Below are 21,638 nucleotides of genomic sequence, written 5' to 3' on the forward strand. Positions count from 1 at the left end.
CAGAAAACATTTATTACTGTGGTGAAATTTTATTGACAGATTGGACCCAACTGGCGCAGCATTGGTTCAGACCAATTTCAACATTGGTTCCCTTCCCTCGCTGACGGAGACATCACCATGCCCCAGAAGAAAGTCGCAATCATCGGCGCTGGCCCCTCGGGTCTGGCTCAACTGCGCGCGTTCCAATCCGCCGCAGCCAAGGGCGAAGCGATCCCCGAGATCGTCTGTTTCGAAAAGCAGGACAACTGGGGCGGGCTGTGGAACTACACTTGGCGCACCGGGCTGGATGAAAATGGCGAACCAGTGCATTGCTCTATGTATCGCTACCTGTGGTCCAACGGGCCAAAGGAAGGTCTGGAATTTGCGGATTATTCCTTTGAAGAGCATTTCGGCAAACAGATCGCGTCCTACCCGCCCCGCGCCGTGCTGTTCGACTATATCGAGGGCCGCGTGCTGAAAGCCGGTGTGCGCGACATGATCCGCTTCAACACCGTGGTGCGCTGGATCAGCTATGATGACACCACCGGCAAATTCACCGTCACCGTGCATGACCATTCCCAAGACCACGTCTATTCCGAAGAGTTTGACAATGTGATCGTGGCGTCCGGGCATTTCTCTGTGCCCAATGTGCCGCATTATCCCGGGTTCGAATCCTTCAATGGTCGCCTGCTGCACGCGCATGATTTCCGCGATGCGCGCGAATTCACCGACAAGGACATTCTGGTCATGGGGTCGTCCTATTCCGCAGAGGATATCGGCTCGCAATGCTGGAAATACGGCGCAAAATCGGTCACATCTTGCTACCGTTCGGCGCCGATGGGCTTTGACTGGCCCGACAACTGGGAAGAAAAGCCTGCGCTGGAACGGGTGGACGGTAATACCGCCTATTTCAAAGATGGCACGTCCAAACATGTCGATGCCATTATCCTGTGCACCGGTTACAAGCACAGTTTCAACTTTCTGCCCGATGACCTGCGCCTGAAAACCGCCAACCGGCTGGCCACGGCGGACCTGTATAAAGGCGTGGTCTGGGTACATAACCCCAAGCTGTTCTACCTTGGTATGCAGGACCAGTGGTTCACCTTCAATATGTTCGACGCGCAGGCCTGGTGGGTGCGTGACGCGATCATGGGCAAGCTGGATATTCCGTCCGACACCGCAACCTTGCTGGCCGACGTGGCCGAGCGCGAGGCCCGTGAAGAGGCCAGCGACGACACCAAATATGCCATCAAGTATCAGGGCGACTACATCAAGGAATTGGTCGCTGAAACCGATTACCCGTCTTTCGACGTGGATGGCGCGTGCGAAGCTTTCTACCAGTGGAAGAAGCACAAGGCGCAAGACATCATGGCGTTCCGCAACAACAGCTACCGCTCTGTCATCACCGGCACCATGGCACCCGTGCACCACACGCCGTGGAAAGACGCGTTGGATGACAGCATGGAAAGCTACCTTCAGAACGAGGCAGAGACCACGCCCGCCGAATAACCCCCGGCGACTCGTGGCAGCCTTGTGCGCCCGGCCCTTTCCACGGGGGCCGGGCGTGTCGCTTTTGGGCTGGGCTGTCGCATATGCGCCGCCTGTATTCTTGGCGTTTTATGCGCCCCGAGTCGCATCTGAGCGGGTCCATGTCCGATTCACTCGTGACCTGCCCGACCCATCGGCGCTATGCCGAAAGGACCACCAAGGAGAGGTCCGATGCGCTATTCCGGCTTTCGCGTTCTGCAACAGGCCCTGACCGGCCACAAAGGCTGGAAACCCGCATGGCGCGACCCGGACCCGAAACCGCATTATGACATCGTCATCATCGGCGGCGGCGGGCATGGGCTGGCCACGGCCTATTACCTTGCGCGCCAATTCGGGCAAGCGAATATCGCGGTGCTGGAAAAGGGCTGGATCGGCGGCGGCAATGTGGGTCGCAACACCACGATCATCCGCTCCAACTACATGCTGGATGGAAACGAGCCGTTCTACGAATTCTCGCTCAAACTATGGGAAGGGCTGGAGCAGGATTTCAACTATAACGCCATGGTCAGCCAGCGCGGTATCCTGAACCTTATCCACTCTGACGCGCAGCGCGACGCCTTCACCCGGCGCGGCAACGCCATGATCCTGCACGGTGCGGATGCCGAATTGCTCAGCGCCGAACAGGTGCGCCGCGAATACCCGTTTCTGAATTTCAACAATGCGCGCTTTCCCATCAAGGGCGGCCTGGCACAGCGCCGGGGCGGCACCGTCCGGCATGATGCCGTCGCATGGGGCTATGCGCGCGGGGCCGATAGCCGCGGCGTCGACATCATCCAGAATTGCGAGGTGACAGGCTTTCGCATTGAAAACGGCACCTGTCTGGGGGTCGAAACCTCGCGCGGTTATATCGGCGCGGGCAAGGTCGGCGTGGCGGTTGCCGGCAATTCCAGCCGCATGATGGCCAAGGCGGGCATGCGCCTGCCCATCGAATCCCACGTACTGCAAGCCTTTGTCAGCGAAGGGCTGAAACCTGTGCTGCCCGGTGTCATCACTTTCGGCGCGGGGCATTTCTATTGCAGCCAATCCGACAAGGGCGGTCTGGTCTTTGGCGGCGATATCGACGGCTACAATTCCTACGCCCAGCGCGGCAACCTGCCGGTGGTCGAAGATGTGGCCGAAGGCGGCATGGCGCTGTTCCCTGGCCTTGGCCGCGTGCGCCTGCTGCGCATGTGGGGTGGGATCATGGATATGAGCATGGACGGCTCTCCCATCATCGACCGCACGCATATCGACGGGCTCTATTTCAACGGCGGCTGGTGCTATGGCGGGTTCAAGGCCACCCCAGCCTCTGGCTGGTGCTTCGCCCATCTGCTGGCCACCGATACCCCGCACCCAACCGCGACCGCCTACCGGTTCGACCGGTTCGAACGCGGCCGGATGATCGACGAAAAAGGCATGGGCGCGCAGCCCAACCTGCATTGAGGGCGCAACCATGCCAGCTTCATCTTGCCATAAATACTCACAATCCGACACGCGCCCAATGGCGCCACGTCCGGGAGAGCGCGCATGATTATCAACCACCCCCTGCTTGGCCCCTGCGACGCGCAGGAATTCACTTACTTGGGTGATGCGTCGCTGATCGACCGCCCTGACGGCATGGCCGAAGGCGCAGACGCGGCCTTCTACGCCTACCAATACCTGCGCGACAACCCGGCAGGGCTGCACCGCGAATTGTGGTTCCACGAACAAGGCGACCGCTCTTGGCTGGTCGTCACGCGTGACACGGTTACGCATGAGATCACCTCGGTCGAATTGGCGCGCGATGTTGCGCAAGCACGGGGGCGCAGCGCATGAGACTTGCCAACGGCGGACAGATCGACCGCAGCCAGACGCTGCGTTTCACCTTCGACGGGCAGCGCTATAGCGGTCATCCGGGCGATACGCTGGCCTCGGCCCTGCTGGCCAATGGCGTGCGGCTGATGGGGCGGTCCTTCAAGTATCATCGCCCGCGAGGGCCAATCGCCGCGGGCAGCGAGGAACCCAACGCACTGGTCACACTGGGCTGCGGCGGGCGGCAGGACCCCAACACCCGCGCCACGGTTGCGGAACTGTTCGACGGGCTGGACGCGCGCTCGCAAAACGCATGGCCCAGCCTGCGCTTTGACGCGATGGCGGTCAATGACCGCCTGTCGCCCTTCCTGACCGCCGGGTTTTACTACAAAACCTTCATGTGGCCAGCGGCCTTCTGGGAAAAGCTGTATGAGCCGATGATCCGCCGCGCGGCGGGTCTGGGGGCAATCAGCACCGACCCGGACCCCGACAGCTATGACAAAGGTTTTCTGCATTGCGATCTGTTGGTGATCGGTGCGGGGCCGTCCGGGTTGATGGCCGCTTTGGCCTCTGCACGGGCCGGGGCGCGCGTGATCCTCGCGGATGAGGATTTCACGCCCGGTGGCCGCCTGAACGCATCGGCAGAGCAGATCGACGGGCAGCCCGCCTGCGACTGGGTCGCGGCATCCATGGCCGAATTAAGCGCCCTGCCCAATGCCCGCATTCTGCCGCGCACCACCGTGTTCGGCGCTTTCGACCATGGCATCTACGGTGCGGTGGAGCGGGTGTCCGACCACCTGCCCCACCCGGCAGCAGGCAAGCCACGCCAGACCCTGTGGCGCATTTATTCCAAGCGCGCGGTGCTGTGCGCCGGGGCTTTGGAACGCCCCATCGCCTTTGCCGACAATGACCGTCCCGGCATCATGCTGGCGGGCGCGCTGGCCGCTTATGCCCATCGCTGGGCCGTCAGCCCGGCAAGCCGCGTGGCAATTTTCACCAATAATGACAGCGGCCACAGCACTGCGCGCGACCTGATGGCATTGGGGGTCGATGTGCACGCCGTGATCGACACCCGCGCCGATGCTCCCAAGCTGGACGGGACCGAGGTCATCGCAGGGGGCCAGATCACCGCCACACGCGGGCGGCTGGGACTGAGCGCGGTGCAGATCACCCGCGCGAATGGGCGCAGCCATTGGCTGGAGGTCGGCGCGCTGGGTGTGTCGGGCGGCTGGAACCCGAATGTTGCCTTGTCCTGCCACCAGCGCGGGCGGCCTATCTGGCAGGAAGACATCGCAGCCTTCGTGCCCGGACCCGGTTTGCCCGTGGGTATGTCCATCGCAGGGGCGGCGGCGGGGCGCTTTGGCACCCATGCGGCGCTGTCGGATGGCGCGGCGCAAGCGGTCGCCGCGCTTGGCGATCTGGGTATCTCTGCCAGCGCGCCCGACCTGCCGCACGCCGAGGACGCACCCTATAGAATTACCCCCTTCTGGCATGTCGGCGGCACCAAGCGCGCATGGCTGGATTTCCAGAACGATGTGACCGTGAAGGACGTGAAACTCGCGCATCAGGAAGGGTTCCGCTCTGTCGAGCATCTGAAGCGCTACACCACGTTGGGCATGGCCACAGATCAGGGCAAGACCTCTAACCTTGGCGGCTTGGCGGTCATGGCAGAGTTGACCGGCCAGAGCATAGAGGCCACCGGCACCACCATCTTCCGCCCGCCTTACACACCCGTGGCAATGGGGGCGCTTGCAGGGCGTGCCACCGGCCCCGATTTCAAACCCACCCGCAAGACCCCCAGCCATGTCTGGGCCACAGAGCAAGGCGCGGCATTCGTCGAGGTCGGGCAATGGCTGCGCGCGCAGTATTTTCCGCAGCCCGGCGAAACCCATTGGCGGCAAACCGTGGACCGCGAAGTGACCGCCACGCGCAACGGCGTTGGCATTTGCGACGTGACGACCTTGGGCAAGATTGACGTGCAGGGCGCAGATGCGGCGGCCTTCCTGAACCGCATCTATTGCAATGGTTTCGCCAAGCTGGCCGTGGGGCGCGTGCGCTATGGGCTTATGCTGCGCGAGGACGGCATTGCCATGGATGACGGCACCGCCGCACGGCTGGCCGAGGATCATTTCGTTGTCACCACCACCACGGCCAATGCCGTGCCGGTCTATCGCCATATGGAATTCGCGCGCCAATGCTTGTGGCCGGATATGGATGTGCAGCTTGTCTCGACCACCGAGGCGTGGGCGCAGGTCGCGGTCGCGGGGCCGCAGTCGCGCGCCCTGCTAGAGCGCATTGTCGACCCGGCGCATGATCTATCGAATAACAGCTTCCCCTTCATGGCCTGCGCCGAGATCACGGTCTGCGGGGGCTTGCGGGCGCGGTTGTTCCGCATCTCTTTCTCGGGCGAGTTGGCCTATGAACTGGCCGTGCCCACCCGCTATGGCGACGCGCTGATGCGCCGATTGATGGAGAAAGGCGCCGATCTGGGCGTCACGCCCTATGGCACCGAAGCCCTTGGCGTTATGCGTATTGAAAAGGGCCACGCGGCGGGCAATGAGCTGAACGGCACCACCACCGCACGCAATCTGGGCTTGGGCCGCATGGTCAGCACCAAGAAAGACAGCATCGGCGCAGTGCTGTCACGCCGCGAAGGGCTGACCGAAGCGGGCGGTCTGGAACTGGTCGGGCTGCGCGCGACCAGCCCGCAAAGCCAGATCCCGGCGGGGGCGCATATATTGGAACCCGGCGCGGCAGCGGTGGCCGCGAATGATCTGGGCTATGCGACATCGGCCTGCTATTCGCCCACCTTGGGCGGCTATATCGCGCTGGCCTTCGTAAAGGCAGGCAGCGCGCGGATGGGTCAGACACTACGCGCCGCCTCGCCCCTGACAGGCGTGGATGTGCCTGTGCAAATCGTGTCGCCGCATTTCGTGGACCCGGAAGGAGAGAAGCTTCGTGCATGACCTAGCCCCCCTGACCGCGCTTGGCGCGACAACACCCCGGTGCGACACGATCGGCACGATCACGATTGCGGAAAATCCGGATGTGGCGCTGGCCTCTGTCGCCGCACGACGCGGCCAATCCGCGCCCTGTGCCGCAGCCTTGGCCGCGTGGCTAGACGCGCCCGCGCCCGGCATCGCAGAGCATAGCGGCACGCATATGGCCGCCTTCTGGCTTGGCCCCGACATGTGGATGCTGGAAGCCCCCTTCGCCACGCGTGAGGGCATGGCACAAGATCTTGCCCAGCGCCTGAAAGGCATGGCCAGCGTGACCGAACAAACCGACGCTTGGGCGCGGTTCGACCTGTCGGGCGACGGGCTGGCGGACATGCTGGCGCGGCTGACCAATCTGGACCTTGCCACCTTGCCCCAACGCTTTGCGCGGCGCACCGTGATGGAACATGTGGGCTGCTACCTGCTGCGGCGCGATGCGGGCTACAGCATCTATGGCCCAAGGTCATCGGCGGGCAGCTTGCACCACGCGCTGCGCCTTGCGGCGGGTGCGTTATAGCTCTCGTAGCTCGCTCACGAAATCATAGCGGTCGCCGCGATAGGCCGAACGGGTGAATTCCACCATCGTGCCATCGCGCAGGTAGCCGCGCCGTTCGATCCGCAGAATTGCAGCACCGGGCGGCACGCAAAGATGCCCCGCCTCGGCTTCTGTCGCCAAAGAAGCGGTGATCCGCTGCAAACCCGTGACAGGCTTGTTGCCAAGCCGGTCAAGCGCATCATAAAGCGATGTGGTCACTTGGCCCAGATCGGGCAGGAACCGCGCCGGCACCGTAGCCTGTTCCAAGGCAAGCGGTTCATCATTCGCGGTGCGAATGCGCAAAAAGCGCGCGACCTGCGACGCGACCGGCAGGCCAAAGACAAGCACATCCTCTGGTGATGCCGGGACGATGGTCTTTTCCAACCAGACAGAGCCGGGCGCCATGCCGCGGCGCGCCAGATCGGCAGAAAAACCCGCCAACAGCGCCGAAGGCTGCTCTATCCGCGGCGCGACATAGGTGCCGGACCCCTGTTTGCGCGACAGCACACCTTCGCGCATCAGCAGTTCCAGCGCCTTGCGCACCGTCACGCGTGATACGTCCAACTGCTCGGACAACTGGCGCTCCGAGGGCAGGGCCTCTCCGACCGCGAAAGCGCCATGCCGGACCTGTTCGCGCAAGAGCGATGCCAACCGCACATAAAGCGGGGTCGAATCCGCCTTGCCCGACAAGAGTTCGGGCCGCAGTGTCATGCCCGCGCCCCGGCCACGTTGCGCAGAACGCCTTGGGCTTGCCGCAAAGCGGCGTCTGCGGCTGCGATGTCAAATCCTTGTGCGACCAATACGGCAGGTTTGATCTTCCAGCCCGCGGCCTCCAAGGCTGCTTGCGCCGCCGCCTCGTCGACCTGCGCCAAGCGGGCAACCATACCCGTCGCACGCGCGCGCAGCTTGATGTTCTGGGGACGCATATCGACCATCAAGCCGCGATGCACATGGCCCAGCCGCAGCATGATCTGCGTGGACAGCAGGTTCAGGATGGCCTTTTGTGCCGTGCCTGCCTTCATCCGGGTGGATCCGGCAATGGCTTCGGCCCCGGTTTCGGCCACAACGCCATGATCCGCCACTGCACAAAGCGGCGCGTCAGGGTTGCAGGCGATGCCCACGGTCAGCGCCCCGGCGGCGCGCGCGGCTTCTAGCACCGCCACGGTAAACGGGGTGCGCCCGCTCGCGGCCAAGCCGATCACGACATCATTGGGGCCGATCTGGCTTGCGGCCACTTGGGCGCGGCCATCTTCTGCATTGTCCTCCGCACCTTCTATGCCCAGCATCAAGGCGCGTTCGCCCCCGGCGATCAGGTAAAGGGTGCGGGTCTCGGGCCAGTCATAGGTTGGCCCTAGTTCTATCCCGTCCTGCACCGCGACACGAATAGAGGTGCCAGCCCCAGCATAGGCCAGCCGCCCGCCAGCGCGCAGACGCGGCACCGCAGCAGCCACCACATTGGCCAGCGCCGGCACAGCGGGGGCAATCGCGGCAATTGCGGCCATCTGCCCTTCCAGCATGGCGCGCAAGGCGGTCGCATCATCCCATATGTCAATGTCGCGGTAACGTGGGTCGGCAAGTTCGGTCATGTCTGGTCCTTCAGGCAGGGGCCGGGTGCAGGCGTTGGCCAGTATCGTCGAAATGAAAGGCGCGCGCCATATCGGGGCGCATGACGACCTGATCGCTGACGGCATAGCTATGCTCACCAAACAGCCGCACCGTGACCAGCCCGTGCGGGTCGGCATTGACATAGACCAAGGTCTCGCCGCCCAGATGCTCGACATGGCTGACGCGACCCTCAATCCCCTCGCCATTTGTGGAAAGCGATATGTGTTCGGGCCGAACACCCACGGATTTGCCCGGCGCGCCCAGCGCGCTTGCGTTCAGAAAGTTCATCTTGGGGCTGCCGATAAAGCCTGCGACAAATTCGTTGGCAGGGTTGTTATACAGTTCCATCGGGGCCCCGACCTGTTCAATACGCCCGTCGCGCAACACCACGATCCGGTCGGCCAGCGTCATCGCCTCGACTTGGTCGTGGGTGACATACACCATGGTTGCGCCCAATTCGCGGTGCAGATTGGCAATTTCAATGCGGGTTTGCACACGCAGAGCGGCATCCAGGTTCGACAGCGGCTCATCGAACAAGAACAGCTTGGGTTTGCGCACGATGGCGCGGCCAATCGCGACACGCTGGCGCTGGCCGCCCGACAATTCGCCGGGGCGGCGGTCCAGATATTTGGCAAGGTCCAGCATGTCGCCCGCGCGCTTGACCGCTTCGGCAATCTGCGCCTTGGGGTGGCCCGCCTGTTTCAGCCCCAGCCCCATATTGTCGCGCACATTCAGATGCGGGTAAAGCGCGTAGGATTGAAACACCATCGCGATTTCGCGCTGCGAGGGCGGCACGGCATTCACCACCTGCCCATCGATCAGAATGTCGCCCGAGCTGATATCCTCCAGCCCCGCGATCATGCGCAAAAGCGTGGATTTGCCGCATCCCGACGGGCCGACAAAGACGCAGAATTCGCCGTCCTGCACGTCCAGATTCACATCGCGGATCACATCGACAGTGCCGAAGGATTTGCAGGCGTTTTCAAGTTTTAGCTGTCCCATTCCATCCTCATGGCTTCAGGCGCACGGGGGAACCGCTGCGCACGCTTTCATCTGCGGCAAGGCATATTGCGACCGCGCGAACGGCATCGGCGATATGGCGGCTTAGATCGTGATCGTCCGCAATCGCGCCCGCCATTGCGGCGGCCTGCCGCGCGCATAGGTCTTGGTGGCCGGGGCTGTCGGGGAAATTATACCGCGTTTCCCGCTGCCCGGTGGGTGCCACGATCAACTGGTCGGCGGCGGTGTGCCCTTCGACATCGGCCGACGCCACCCCGTGCGGGGCGCGCAAGCTGACCGCGCCACCGGGGCTGACCACGTCTTTCACGAAATGCGCGGTATCCGACATCATGGGCCCCCAGCCCGCTTCATACCAGCCGCAGGAACCATCCTCGAACAGAACCTGAAAATGCCCGTAGTTATACATCTCGGGCGCAATCTCATCCGACAGGCGCAGGCCCATGCCGCGCACTTCCACGGGTGCTGCATCGGTGATCTGGCACATCACATCGACATAATGCACCCCGCAATCCACGATGGGCGGCGTCGATTGCATCAGCGCCTTGTGAATTTCCCAAGCAGGCCCGGTGGAGCGTTGGTTCAGGTTCAGGCGGAACACATAGGGGCCGCGCAGCGCGCGCGCTTCGGCAATCAGCGCCTGCCATGTCGGATGATGGCGCAGGATATGGCCGACCATCAGCTTGCGGCCCGTATCTGCCGCCACCTGTGCCACGCGTGCGCAATCGGCCACATTGCTTGCCAAGGGCTTTTCCACGAACACATGCGCGCCAGCCTGCATTGCCTTGATCGCCAGATCGGCGTGGCTGTCGGAATAGGTGGCAATCGCAACCATATCAGGGGCCAGCCGCGCAAGGGCCGCGTCGAAATCGCGCTCTATGGTTAGATGGGCCAGCGCAGCGGGCGGGATTACATCACTGCGGTTGACCAGCCCGACCACCTGATAGGCAGGGCTTGCAGCATAGGCCAAAGCATGGCTTTGCCCCATCTGCCCAAGGCCCACGACAAGCACCCGGATCATTTGACTGCCCCTTTCGTGATGCCCCGGATCAGCTGGCGCGAAAAGATCAGATACAGCACCACCACTGGGATGATGGCCAAGGACAGCGCCGCCAGCACCGCATTCCAGTCGGTCACATATTGGCCAAGAAAAATCTGGCTGCCCAAGGTCAGGGTTTTTGTAGCCTCGCCCGGTGCCAAGATCAGCGGAAACCACAGGTCGTTCCAGATGGGGATCATGGTGAACACCGCAACCGTGGCCATGGCAGGGCGCACCAGTGGCAGCGCGATCGTGAAGAAAATGCGGTATTCGCTTAGGCCGTCAATGCGCGCGGCGTTCTTCAGGTCATCCGACACTTGGCGCATGAATTCTTGCAAGATGAACACAGCCAAGGGCAGCCCCTGCGCGGTATAGACCAAGATCAGCGCCATCAGCGTGTTCACCAGCCCCGCCGCGACCATGATTTCCAGAATGGCGACCGTGCCCAAGCGAATGGGGATCATGATGCCCAGCGCCAGGTAAAGCGCCATCAACAGGTTGCCCCGGAAGCGGTATTCCGCCAGCGCGAAGGCCGCCATAGCCCCGAACAGCAGCACGAAAAACAGCGATGCCACGGTCACGATCAGACTGTTCTGGAAGTATAATAGGAAATTGCCCTGCTCCAAAACCGTCTGAAAGCCGATCGGGTCCAAGGTCTCTGCCGTGGGCAGCGCCAGCGGGTCATTGAAGATCGCCCGACGCTGCTTGACAGAGTTTATCAGGATCAGAAAGACCGGATACAGCGCAAGGATCGTATAGGCGATCAGGATGACATGCGCGGCAGCCGTTCGGCCCAGATTGCCGCGGGCGGATATGATCGGATTGCTCATGTCAGCCCCCTTAGAACTGGTAGCGCCGCAGGCGCGTCTGCACCCCGAACAGGTAGATCGACACGCCGACAAGGATGATGGCGAACATCACCGTCGCCACGGTTGCGCCCATATGCGGGTCGCCCAGTTGCAGCTGGAACCCGAAGAAGGTGCGGAACAGGAACGACCCCAGAATGTCGGTTGTAAAATTCGGCCCCGCCAGCGCACCTTGGGTCACATAGATCAGGTCGAACGCGTTGAAATTGCCCACGAATGTCAGGATGGAAATGATCCCGATGGTGGGCAGGATCAGCGGCAGCTTGATCTTCCAGAACTGGCTGGTGCCGGTGATGCCATCCATCTCGGCGGCTTCCAGCACTTCGTCCGGGATCGACAGCAACGCGGCGTAGATCAGCATCATCGGGATGCCCACAAACTGCCAGACAGAGATCAGCGCCAGCGTGGTCAGTGCTGACCGCTCCAGCCCCAGCCATGGTGCGAACCAGTCGCCCAAGCCCAGCGCATCCATGAAAGTGGGGGCCACGCCCCATAGCGGCGACAGGATCAGCTTCCAGACGAACCCCACGATCACGAAGCTCAGGATAGCCGGGATAAATATGGCCGTGCGGTAAAACGCGGCAAAGCGCAGTTTCGGCGCGGACAAGATGGCCGCCAGCGCAATTCCGATGGGGTTTTGCACCAGCATATGGATGACGAAGAACCACAGGTTGTTGCTCGTCGCGTTCCAGAAACTGTCAGACCAGCGGGGGTCGCCAAACAGCGTCTGGAAATTCGCCAACCCCACGAACACGCGGCTGCCATCCTCCGCGCGCGCAAACAGCGACAGGTTCAGCGTGCCGAAGAGCGGGATAATCATTATCGCGGTGTAGATCAGCACGGCAGGTGCCAGAAACACCACGATATGCCAACGAAACGGCCTTTTGCGGGCACGGTCGGACATGGAACACCCTATGGTTTGGGGGGAGATAGCGGGCGGCCCCGATCAGGGCCGCCCCGACGCCAACTTATTGCTGCGGCGCATACCAGGATGCCAGCCCCTCTTGCATCTGCGCCGCCGCATCCTCAGGCGACTGGCCGCCGCGGATCACATTGGCCGAGGTGCCCCAGCTTTCATTCGACAGGTTCGGCGTGCCGCGCGACAGGATCTGGTCGAAGGGCCGGATAGAGCTTTCGCAATCGCCACGCCAGCTGATGAATTCCTGCGCCAGCGGATCTTCCAGCGACACCTCGGCATTCGACAGCGGGAAGAACCCCGGCACCGCGTTGGCAAACAGGTTGGCGAATTCGCTGCTACCCAGCCAATTCAGAAAGACGCGCCCGGCCTCCGCATTGGGAGACGCTGCGTTCAGACCCATACCCATATCGGTATGGTCAGAGATGTAGCAGGTATCGCCCGCGTTCTGCACCGGCGGCGGGAAGGCGCCCATCTCGAAATCGGCAAGCGACCGGAAGCCCGCGATCTCCCACGACCCCGACGGGTAAATCGCGGCACGCCCCAGCGTGAACAGGTTCTGGCTGTCCGGGTAGCTTTGCGATTCAAACCCACGGCCCAGATAGTCGGACCAGCGCGCCAATTGCTCGAACGGGGCGACGAATTCGGCGTCGGTCAGCTTCGCCTCACCCGCGATCAGAGCGTTGCGACCCTGTTCGCCCATCCAATAATTCGGCCCGATATTGGCATAGCCCATCGTCGCCGCTTCCCATTGGTCGTTCACGCCCATCGCCATGGGAATATAGCTGCCATCCTCTGCAATCGCGTCCAGCACGGCGAAGAATTCGTCAACCGTGGTGGGCTCTTCCAGGCCAAGCTCCTCGAACGCATCGGCGTTATAGATGAACCCATGGATGACCGAGGCCATTGGCACACAGAATTGCTGGCTGCCATCATCCGTGGACCAAGCCGATTTCGCCACATCCGAATAATTCGCCATGCCGTCCAGATCGGTCAGGTCAGCAAGCTGGCCCTTCTGGAACAGCGCGAGCGAGGCATCAAACGCGCGGCAGGTCACGATATCGCCCGCCGTGCCCGCATCCAGCTTGGAATTGAGCGCCGAATTATACTGCGCCGGTGCGGTCGGCTGGAAATCCAGCTTGATGCCGGGATGCGCCGCCTCGAACGCCGGGATGATCTGGTTGCGCCAGATGGAAATGTCGTCATTACGCCAGCTTTCGATGGTCAGCGTCACATCCTGCGCCATAAGCGCGGTGCTGCTGAGCAAAAAAGCCGTTGCGGCGAGTGTTGTCTTGCGTGCCGTCATTGATTGAACCCTCCCTGTTCACAAGGACACCGCCTAGCCCGCCTAAACTGGCGGAAAACCGACAGCATCCCCTGCCCGATATGTAATGCCAAATTAATACCAATTGTCCAGTCTTTTCTTTTCCGCGCCATCACGACAAAGCCGCCAGCGCGCTAGGCGTTCACCATAATTTCCATTATTTATTTGAATTAACCCAGAAAAATCGTTGCCGCAAGCCAAGCACCCAATCAAGAGGCCACCCAACCCCTCGGCGCATACCCTCTTCCATTTTGGTATTACTATGGTATTACCTCTCACAGAGAGGGAAATGATGACTCTATTGATCGGCCTTGATGGTGGCGGCACTGGAAGCCGCGCGCGCGCCCTGCGCAACGGGCGCGCTGCGGGCGATGTGATGGAAGGCGGCAGCGCCAATATCCATTCCGACCCGGCGGGCGCCACACAGCGAATCGCCGATCTGCTGGCCCGCGTGCGCAAGGCCGCAGGGCATGACGACCCGACCGACCCCGACCTGCATATCGTGCTGGGCTTGGCAGGGGCATCGGAATCGGGTGCTGCCGCGCGCCTGACCGCCGCGCTGCCTTATCGCAATGTCACCGTGTTGGGCGATGTCGATATATCGCTATCGGGTGCTTTTCAGGATGACGACGGGATCGTGATGGCGGTTGGCACCGGCTCTGTTCTGGCCCGGCAGGCCAATGGGCAGATGCAACGCGTGGGCGGGTATGGCTTTGCATTGGGGGACGAAGCTGGCGGCGCGTGGCTTGGGCGGCGCGCGCTGGCAATGGCCCTGCATGTGCGCGACGGGTTGGTAGACGATGCCCCCTTGGCCCGCACCATCTGGGCGCGGTTTGAAACCCTTGCGGCATTGCTGGATTTCATAAGCACCGCGCGCCCCTCTGATTACGCAGCGATTGCGCCACAGGTCGTGGCGCAGGATAGCTCTGGTTGCCCCTTGGCGCAGGCAATCCTAGACGAAGGCTGTGACTACCTGCTGCGTGCAATCCGGCATTTGCAGGCGGGCGATTCTGCCGTGCCGGTCGCGGCCACGGGCGGGCTGGGGCCACTGTTGCTGGAACGGATCGCCCGCAAAGCCAGCCCGGCGCTGACCGTCACCACCCCAAAAGGAACCGCGTTGGACGGGGCGCTGTGGCGCGCGCGCCAGCTAGCCGCAACCAAAGGACCGAAAGCATGACCCAAACCCACATGGCGCGCGAAATCTCCGAAATCCCCGTTTTGGTCGATGGTTTGCTGACCCGCAATGCCGACACTCTTGCGGAAATCGGGCAAGCGATGCGTGTTCTTGATCCGCAGCTTCTGACCACGGTCGCGCGCGGCTCATCTGACCATGCGGCAAGCTATCTGAAATATGCCTGCGAGATCCTGACAGGGGTGCCGGTCGGGTCTGTCGGCCCATCGGTCGCCTCGGTCTATGGCGCGAAGCTGCGCTTGCCGCGCACTGTCAGCGTCGGGATATCGCAATCCGGTCGCAGCCCCGATATCGTGACCATGACGCGCGCAAGCGCTGCCGCCGGGGCGATAACCCTTGCCATCACCAACCACCCAGAGGCCCCGCTGGGCGCAGATGCCGATTACTGCCTGCCGCTTGGCTGCGGCCCAGAGCAGAGCGTGGCCGCGACGAAAACTTTCGTCACGTCTGTTGTTGCAGCCTTGGCAATGCTGGCGCATTGGACCGAGGATGAATCGCTGAAAGCTGCGCTGGACCGCTTGCCAGAGGCTTGCGCCGCGGCGCTGCTACAGGATTGGACACCCTTGGCCGAACGCTTGGTGCGCGCGCCTGCGCTTTATGTGCTGGGGCGCGGCCCCGGCTATGCGATTGCATCGGAAATCGCGCTGAAGTTCAAGGAAACCAGCGCCATCCATGCCGAAGCCTATTCGGCGGCCGAGGTGCTGCACGGCCCCTCTGCGCTGGTCGAACGTGGCTTTCCGGTGCTGGGACTGATTTTTGACGACCGCGCCCGCGACGGCTTCCGCGATACCGCCGCGCGCTTGGCCGGACAAGGGGCTGATGTGTTCGTCACCGACAGCGTGCCCGACACCACCGCCCTGCCCCGCACCGCGCCGCTGCACCCGTTGCTGGATCCTTTGCTCAGCGTGGTCAGCTTTTATGTCTTCATCGAAGCGCTGGCACGGCGGCGCGGCTTGCAGCCCGACACCCCGCGCCACTTGCGTAAAGTGACAGAGACGGTCTGATGCAGCGGGCAGTTCGGGCAGAGCGGATTTTCGACGGCTGGCGCATCTGGCATGGCGGCGCGCTGCTGCTGGAGGGCGCGCGCATTGTTGGAATGGTGGACAAGCTTCCCCATGGCCTACCCGTGACCGACTTGGGCGAGGGGCTTCTGGTGCCCGGCTTTGTAGATGTGCAGGTCAATGGCGGCGGCGGCGAGATGGTCGGCCCCCAGACCGACGCCCCGCAGCTTGCCCGCATCTGCGCCGCGCATCGTGCGCTTGGGGCGACCAGCATCCTGCCCACGCTTATCACCGACCGGCCAGAGGTCACAGCGCGTGTTCTGGACACCGCGCGCCATGCGGTGGCCGAGGAGGTGACAGGCTTCGCCGGGCTGCATTTGGAAGGCCCGCATCTGGACCCGGCCCGCCATGGCGCGCATGACCCGGCGCTGATCCGACCCATGGAGGCGCGCGATCTTGAGCTGATGGAGCAGGCCGCCCGCGACCTGCCCGCGCTGATGGTCACACTCGCGCCCAATGCGGCCAGCCCAGCGCAGATTGCCCGGTTGCGCGCCGCCGGGGCCGTGGTCAGCCTTGGGCACAGCGATTGCACTGCCGAACAGGCGCGCGCCGCCTTTGCCGCCGGGGCTGGCTGTGTCACGCATCTGTTCAACGCCATGAGCCAACTTGGCAACCGCGCCCCGGGGCTGGTGGGGGCGGCCCTGTGCAGCGATGTGCGCGCGGGCATTATCGCCGATGGCATCCATGTGGCCGAAGAGCCGCTGCGCATTGCGTTGCAGATGATGGCCCCGGATCGGCTGTTTTTGGTCAGCGACGCCATGGCCGCCGCCGGAACCGACGCGACCGCCTTCACTCTGAATGGGCGGCAGGTCTTCCGGCAGAACGGGCGGCTGACACTGGCCGATGGCACCCTTGCGGGCGCGGACATCTCTTTGCCGCAATCCGTGGCGCATCTGGTCGGGCTGGGCGTGCCGGTTGAGCGCGCGCTGGCCATGGCCAGCCGCATCCCCGCCGATGTGATCGGAGCACCGCATCTGGGCCGGTTCAGCCCGGGCGCTAGGGCCGATCTGGTGCTTCTGAACGACAGCATGCAGCCGCAACAGGTTTGGACCGCCGGGCAAGATCAGCTGTAGAGGCGCAAGCCTGACGGGTCAGTCCGGCGGCGGCAGGCTGATCTGACGGGCACGGCATGCACGCTCCAGAACGTCGGTGCCGCAGCTGCGTGGGCGCAGATCTTCGGTCAGGCAAAGCCGCAACTCGCGCAAATCGCCGTCACGGCATGTGGTGATGACCATATCCGCCGAAAACTGCGGGTTCGCATCGCGGAACGCGGCTTCGACCGCATCGGGCGACAGACGGGTCGTGCGGGTAATCCGGGTCAGCGTTTCGGGCCAGTCAAGCCCTTCGAACGCCGCACGCGTTTGCGCAAAATAAGCATCGGCGCTCAGCCCGCTGCACCGCCCATGCTTTTTCCACTGATGCCACGCCAACCCGTCATCGCCCATGATATCAGCCATGGCGCGGGTTTGGCTGCGGCTGGGGTCGCGGGCATCTGTGTCGCAATATTCCGGCCAGCCGCCCGCGGCATGTTGCGGCCAAAGACCATGCACCTGCCAGCCGGTGCCATCGTCGCATTGCGGCGCACCGCGCGCATCGCCTTCGGCATCGCACCAACTGGGGGTCCAGCTTAGTGCCAGCAGGTAATAATCCCCCTGTTCGGACCCGTCGGCCTGCTGGTTCAGGATATAGATAACAACCATGGCCAGAAGCGCCAATCCGCTCAGACCCTTGCGCAGCAGCTTTTGCATTTGCCCTTCCCCTTGCAGCCTTACTTGGCTATAACCCCACCATCCCCCGAAAACGAGGAGAGGCAGGGTCCCCTGCAGCCGGTTCCCGGCACGTGATAACCCATGCGCACGCGCCACGCGCGCTGCCGACAGCAGATACAGGAGCGCCGCTCATGTCGAAACCACTTATGGCCAAAGCCACTGCCGTGTGGCTGGTGGACAACACCACGCTCAGCTTCAAGCAGATCGCAGATTTCTGCGGCCTGCACGAATTGGAAGTGCAGGGCATTGCCGATGGCGATGTTGCGGGCGGCGTCAAGGGTTTCGACCCGGTGGCGAACAACCAGCTTGACCCGATCGAAATAGAACGCGCCGAGAAAGACCCGCGCTACGCACTGAAGCTGAAATACAACCCCGCCGCCGAAGGCGAGGAAAAGCGCCGCGGGCCGCGCTACACGCCGCTATCCAAACGGCAGGACCGCCCGGCTTCCATTTTGTGGCTGGTCAAGTTCCACCCGGAATTGGCCGATGCGCAGATTCGCCGCCTTGTCGGCACCACGAATTCCACGATTGCCGCAATCCGCGAGCGCACGCATTGGAACATTTCCAATTTGCAACCCATCGACCCGGTGGCGCTGGGCTTGTGCAAACAGTCGGAACTGGATGCAGAAGTGCGCAAAGCCGCTGACAAGGCCGCCAAAGAAGGCCGCGTCATGTCTGACGAAGAACGCCGCAAGCTGGTGTCCACCGAGCAATCGCTGGAGATGGATGCAGACCCGAAAATGCGCGCCGGTATCGCAGGGCTAGAGAATTTCTCTGTCAGCGACATGAAAGCGGAAGAAGAAGAGCGGAAATCTTCGGCCGATTACTCGGATGCCGACAGCTTCTTCAACCTGCCTGATGACGACGAGGATGACGAAGACGACCGCATGTCGCGTTGAGCGGCTTTTCCCCGCCGGCAAATCGCGCTAGGCGGGGGCGGACACAGACAAACAGGCCGGGAACAGACCCATGAAATGCACCATGTCATGGTTGCACGACCATCTGGAGACATCCGCCTCGCTGAAAGAGGTGCTGGATGCCCTGACTGATCTGGGGCTGGAAGTGGAAGGCGTGACCGACCCGGCCGCAACGCTTGGCGCGTTCACCATTGCGCGGGTGATCGAAGCGGTGCAGCACCCCGATGCCGACCGCCTGCGCCTGTGCCGGGTCGAAGCCTGGCCCAATGGCCCAGATGCCCCTTCGGAAGAGGTGCAGGTGGTCTGCGGCGCGCCCAATGCCCGCACCGGGTTGGTGGGTGTGTTTGCGCCCGTGGGCACGCATGTGCCGGGCACGGGTGTGGACCTGAAACCGGGTGTCATTCGCGGCCAAGCCAGCAATGGTATGCTGTGTTCGGAACGCGAGTTGGAACTGTCCGAAGACCATGACGGCATCATCGACCTGCCCGAAGATGCGCCGTTGGGCGCGCGCTATATCGACTATGCCGGGCTGAATGACCCGGTGATCGAGATTGCCATCACCCCCAACCGCCCCGACGCCTTGGGCGTGCGCGGCATTGCGCGCGATCTGGCGGCACGGGGGCTCGGTAAACTGAAACCTTTGACCGTGGACCCGGTGGCAGGCAGCTACCCCTGCCCGATCGGCGTGCAGATCGCACCCGAGCTGAAGGATAAGGGCTGCCCGCTCTTTGCCGGGCGCCTTGTGCGCGGTGTGAAAAATGGCCCCTCGCCCGATTGGCTGCAAAAGCGGCTGCGCGCGATTGGGCTGCGCCCGATTTCGGCACTGGTGGACATAACCAATTTCTTCACCTTCAACCTGAACCGCCCGCTGCATGTGTTCGACGCCACCAAGGTAAACGGCGGTTTGCGGATTCATCCGGCCTTGGGCGGCGAAGAATTTCTGGCGCTTGATGACAAGACTTACACGCTGGGCGCGGGCCAGATGGTCATTTCCGACGATCAGGGTGTTGAAAGCCTGGCCGGGATCATGGGCGGCGCGGCCTCGGGCTGTTCCGACGACACGGTCGATGTGTTCATCGAATCCGCCTATTGGGACCCGATCACCATCGCCGCCACGGGCCGCGCGCTGAAAATCAACTCTGACGCACGGTACCGCTTCGAACGCGGTGTGGACCCGGCTTTCACGCTGGACGGGTTGGAACTGGCCACGCGCATGGTGATGGACCTGTGCGGCGGCGCGCCGTCCGAGGTCGTCGTTGACGGGGCCATCCCCGACACCGCACGCAGCTATACGTTCGACGCAGGCCGCGTGGCGTCGCTTGTTGGCATGGACATTCCCGAAGCAGAGCAGCGCGCAACCTTGGAAGCTTTGGGCTTCACCTTGACCGGCGATCAGGCCAGCCCGCCAAGCTGGCGGCCAGACGTGTTGGGCGCGGCCGATCTGGTCGAGGAAATCGCCCGTGTCGCATCTTTGACCAAGCTGGAAGGCCAGCCCCTTCCGCGCCCGCAAGCAGGTGTGCCCCGCGCGATCCTGACGCCTCTGCAAACCCGCGAACGGGCAGCGCGGCGGATGCTGGCGGGCCTTGGCTACAACGAATGCGTGACCTACAGCTTCATCGACGCGGAAAGTGCCGCACTGTTCGGCGGCGGCTCTGATGCGACGCGGCTGCAAAACCCGATCAGTTCGGAAATGACGCATATGCGCCCCGACCTGCTGCCGGGGCTGTTGCAGGCCGCGGCGCGCAATCAGGCACGCGGCGCGATGGACATGGCTTTGTTCGAAGTTGGCCCAGCATTTTCCGGCGGCGAACCCGGTGAGCAAGCCGTGCAGGCCACGGCCATTCTGGTGGGGGCCAATGCAGGGCGCGACCCGTATGGCAGTCGCCGCGCGGTGGACCTGTATGACGCCAAGGCAGATGCCGAAGCGGTACTGTCCGCCATCGGCGCACCCGCAAAAATGCAGATTAACCGCAACTTGCCCGGCTGGTTCCATCCGGGGCGCGCGGGCGTATTGTCGCTTGGGCCGAAATTGCCACTGGCGATCTTTGGCGAAGTGCACCCGCGCATTATCCGCCATTACGGGCTGAAAGGGGCCGTTATGGCCTTGACCGTTCTGGTCGAAAACCCGCCGCAGCCCAAGGCCCGCAAGACCGCCCGCGCGCCGCTGTCCGGCAATCGCCTGCAAGCGGTGGAACGCGATTTTGCCTTCGTGCTGGATGCAAGTGTCGAGGCTGCACAAGTCGTCAACGCCGCGATGGGGGCCGACAAGGCGCTGATCGCCGATGTGCAGGTGTTCGACGAATTCACCGGCGACAAGGCCGCAGCGCAACTGGGCGCGGGCCGCAAGTCGCTGGCCATTGCCGTGCGTCTGCAACCGGGCGACAAAACCCTGACCGATGAGGAGATTGACGCCGTTGGCGCCAAGATCGTGGCCAAGGTCGCAAAAGCAACCGGCGGCAGCTTGCGCGGATAACGACAAACACTCGACATATGCCGCAAGGCGCTTTAGCCCGGATTTGCAACCAAGCCGGAGCCGAAGATGGTCGAAATTTCGTCAACCACCTTGCCAGAGGTCAAGCTTATCACCCCGCGCCGCTTTGGCGATACGCGGGGCTGGTTCAGCGAAAGCTGGAACAAGAACACCCTATCAGATGCCGGGTTAGACCTGCCGGAATTCGTGCAGGACAATCATTCCATGTCGGCGCAAATGGGCACGCTGCGGGGCTTGCATTTTCAAAGCCCACCCCATGCCCAAGGCAAGCTGGTGCGCTGCGCGCGCGGCGCGCTTCTGGATGTCGCGGTCGATGCGCGGCGCGGCTCACCCCGCTACGGGCAATGGATGGCAGAGGAACTGACAGAGGAAAACGGGCGTCAGCTATGGATTCCGCCCGGTTTTTTGCATGGCTTCGTCACGCTTTTGCCCAATACCGAGATTAACTACAAATGCACGGATCATTACGCGCCTGAATGCGACGGATCGGTCTTGTGGAGCAGTCTGGGCATTGAATGGGGCGTCAATGCCCCCATTCTGTCCGATAAGGACGCTGTCGCAACCCCGTTCGACGTATTCGAGACGCCTTTTCTATACGAAGGGTAGTTTAGGG

At 62.9% G+C, this 21,638-nt stretch carries 19 protein-coding genes; 11 read left to right on the forward strand and 8 right to left on the reverse strand.

Annotated elements, in window-relative coordinates; translation table 11 throughout:
• Window positions 1–117 precede the first annotated feature (117 nt).
• The 5 genes from AWT76_RS14105 (at window position 118) to AWT76_RS14125 (ending at window position 6,810) form a co-directional block, all read left to right on the forward strand.
• Window positions 118–1,488, forward strand: coding sequence for an NAD(P)-binding domain-containing protein (locus AWT76_RS14105; RefSeq protein WP_072246910.1), 1,371 nt, complete (start codon window positions 118–120; stop codon window positions 1,486–1,488).
• Between the two features lie 210 nt (window positions 1,489–1,698).
• Complete coding sequence (locus tag AWT76_RS14110; protein ID WP_072246911.1) at window positions 1,699–2,949, forward strand: sarcosine oxidase subunit beta family protein; 1,251 nt, start codon at window positions 1,699–1,701, stop codon at window positions 2,947–2,949.
• An 84-nt stretch (window positions 2,950–3,033) separates the two neighbouring features.
• The gene (locus AWT76_RS14115) at window positions 3,034–3,321 is read left to right on the forward strand and encodes a sarcosine oxidase subunit delta (RefSeq protein WP_072246912.1); all 288 of its coding nucleotides are present in this window, start codon (window positions 3,034–3,036) and stop codon (window positions 3,319–3,321) included.
• Window positions 3,318–6,263, forward strand: coding sequence for a sarcosine oxidase subunit alpha family protein (locus tag AWT76_RS14120; RefSeq protein ID WP_072246913.1), 2,946 nt, complete (start codon window positions 3,318–3,320; stop codon window positions 6,261–6,263). Before AWT76_RS14115 ends, AWT76_RS14120 begins: the two co-directional genes overlap by 4 nt.
• Window positions 6,256–6,810 (forward strand): sarcosine oxidase subunit gamma, encoded by a 555-nt coding sequence (locus tag AWT76_RS14125; protein ID WP_072246914.1) that lies wholly within the window; start codon window positions 6,256–6,258, stop codon window positions 6,808–6,810. The genes AWT76_RS14120 and AWT76_RS14125 overlap by 8 nt, the downstream gene beginning before the upstream one ends.
• On the opposite strand, the gene AWT76_RS14130 is transcribed toward AWT76_RS14125, so the two are convergent.
• The 7 genes from AWT76_RS14130 to AWT76_RS14160 form a co-directional block, all read right to left on the reverse strand.
• Window positions 6,805–7,539 carry a GntR family transcriptional regulator gene (locus AWT76_RS14130; RefSeq protein WP_072246915.1) on the reverse strand — a complete coding sequence of 245 codons (735 nt, stop codon included), beginning with the start codon at window positions 7,537–7,539 and terminating at the stop codon, window positions 6,805–6,807. The genes AWT76_RS14125 and AWT76_RS14130 overlap by 6 nt on opposite strands.
• Complete coding sequence (locus AWT76_RS14135) at window positions 7,536–8,414, reverse strand: N-acetylmuramic acid 6-phosphate etherase (RefSeq protein WP_072246916.1); 879 nt, start codon at window positions 8,412–8,414, stop codon at window positions 7,536–7,538. Before AWT76_RS14135 ends, AWT76_RS14130 begins: the two co-directional genes overlap by 4 nt.
• A gap of 10 nt (window positions 8,415–8,424) precedes the next feature.
• Window positions 8,425–9,435 (reverse strand): ABC transporter ATP-binding protein, encoded by a 1,011-nt coding sequence (locus AWT76_RS14140; RefSeq protein WP_072246917.1) that lies wholly within the window; start codon window positions 9,433–9,435, stop codon window positions 8,425–8,427.
• 7 nt (window positions 9,436–9,442) lie between these two features.
• Window positions 9,443–10,471: a Gfo/Idh/MocA family protein gene (locus AWT76_RS14145; RefSeq protein ID WP_176699406.1), complete on the reverse strand. Its 1,029-nt coding sequence runs from the start codon at window positions 10,469–10,471 to the stop codon at window positions 9,443–9,445.
• On the reverse strand, window positions 10,468–11,319 hold the full coding sequence (locus AWT76_RS14150) for a carbohydrate ABC transporter permease (protein ID WP_072246918.1): 852 nt from the start codon (window positions 11,317–11,319) through the stop codon (window positions 10,468–10,470). Before AWT76_RS14150 ends, AWT76_RS14145 begins: the two co-directional genes overlap by 4 nt.
• Window positions 11,320–11,329: 10 nt before the next feature.
• Entirely contained in the window at window positions 11,330–12,259 is a 930-nt protein-coding gene (locus tag AWT76_RS14155) for a carbohydrate ABC transporter permease (RefSeq protein WP_072246919.1), read from the reverse strand.
• A gap of 64 nt (window positions 12,260–12,323) precedes the next feature.
• Complete coding sequence (locus tag AWT76_RS14160; protein ID WP_072246920.1) at window positions 12,324–13,577, reverse strand: ABC transporter substrate-binding protein; 1,254 nt, start codon at window positions 13,575–13,577, stop codon at window positions 12,324–12,326.
• 307 nt (window positions 13,578–13,884) lie between these two features.
• Between AWT76_RS14160 and AWT76_RS14165 the strand changes: the two genes are divergently transcribed.
• From AWT76_RS14165 to nagA, 3 genes are read left to right on the forward strand one after another with little or no spacing between them, the layout of a single operon-like run.
• Window positions 13,885–14,772, forward strand: coding sequence for a glucosamine kinase nucleotide-binding domain-containing protein (locus tag AWT76_RS14165; protein WP_176699407.1), 888 nt, complete (start codon window positions 13,885–13,887; stop codon window positions 14,770–14,772).
• Window positions 14,769–15,791 (forward strand): SIS domain-containing protein, encoded by a 1,023-nt coding sequence (locus AWT76_RS14170; RefSeq protein ID WP_072246921.1) that lies wholly within the window; start codon window positions 14,769–14,771, stop codon window positions 15,789–15,791. The genes AWT76_RS14165 and AWT76_RS14170 overlap by 4 nt, the downstream gene beginning before the upstream one ends.
• Entirely contained in the window at window positions 15,791–16,921 is a 1,131-nt protein-coding gene (gene nagA / locus AWT76_RS14175) for an N-acetylglucosamine-6-phosphate deacetylase (RefSeq protein WP_072246922.1), read from the forward strand. Before AWT76_RS14170 ends, nagA begins: the two co-directional genes overlap by 1 nt.
• A gap of 18 nt (window positions 16,922–16,939) precedes the next feature.
• Here nagA and AWT76_RS14180 read toward each other — a convergent pair whose 3' ends face one another.
• Entirely contained in the window at window positions 16,940–17,596 is a 657-nt protein-coding gene (locus AWT76_RS14180; RefSeq protein WP_082700219.1) for a ribonuclease T2 family protein, read from the reverse strand.
• Window positions 17,597–17,748: 152 nt separating this feature from the next.
• Here AWT76_RS14180 and AWT76_RS14185 point away from each other — a divergent pair, with 152 nt between their 5' ends.
• From AWT76_RS14185 to rfbC, 3 genes are all read left to right on the forward strand, one after another.
• Window positions 17,749–18,516 (forward strand): DUF1013 domain-containing protein, encoded by a 768-nt coding sequence (locus AWT76_RS14185; protein WP_072246923.1) that lies wholly within the window; start codon window positions 17,749–17,751, stop codon window positions 18,514–18,516.
• A gap of 70 nt (window positions 18,517–18,586) precedes the next feature.
• Window positions 18,587–21,007 (forward strand): phenylalanine--tRNA ligase subunit beta, encoded by a 2,421-nt coding sequence (gene pheT, locus AWT76_RS14190; RefSeq protein WP_072246924.1) that lies wholly within the window; start codon window positions 18,587–18,589, stop codon window positions 21,005–21,007.
• A gap of 66 nt (window positions 21,008–21,073) precedes the next feature.
• On the forward strand, window positions 21,074–21,631 hold the full coding sequence (gene rfbC, locus AWT76_RS14195) for a dTDP-4-dehydrorhamnose 3,5-epimerase (RefSeq protein ID WP_072246925.1): 558 nt from the start codon (window positions 21,074–21,076) through the stop codon (window positions 21,629–21,631).
• The last annotated feature ends 7 nt before the right edge of the window (window positions 21,632–21,638 follow it).

Source organism: Roseibaca calidilacus (genome assembly GCF_001517585.1).
GTDB lineage: Bacteria > Pseudomonadota > Alphaproteobacteria > Rhodobacterales > Rhodobacteraceae > Roseinatronobacter > Roseinatronobacter calidilacus.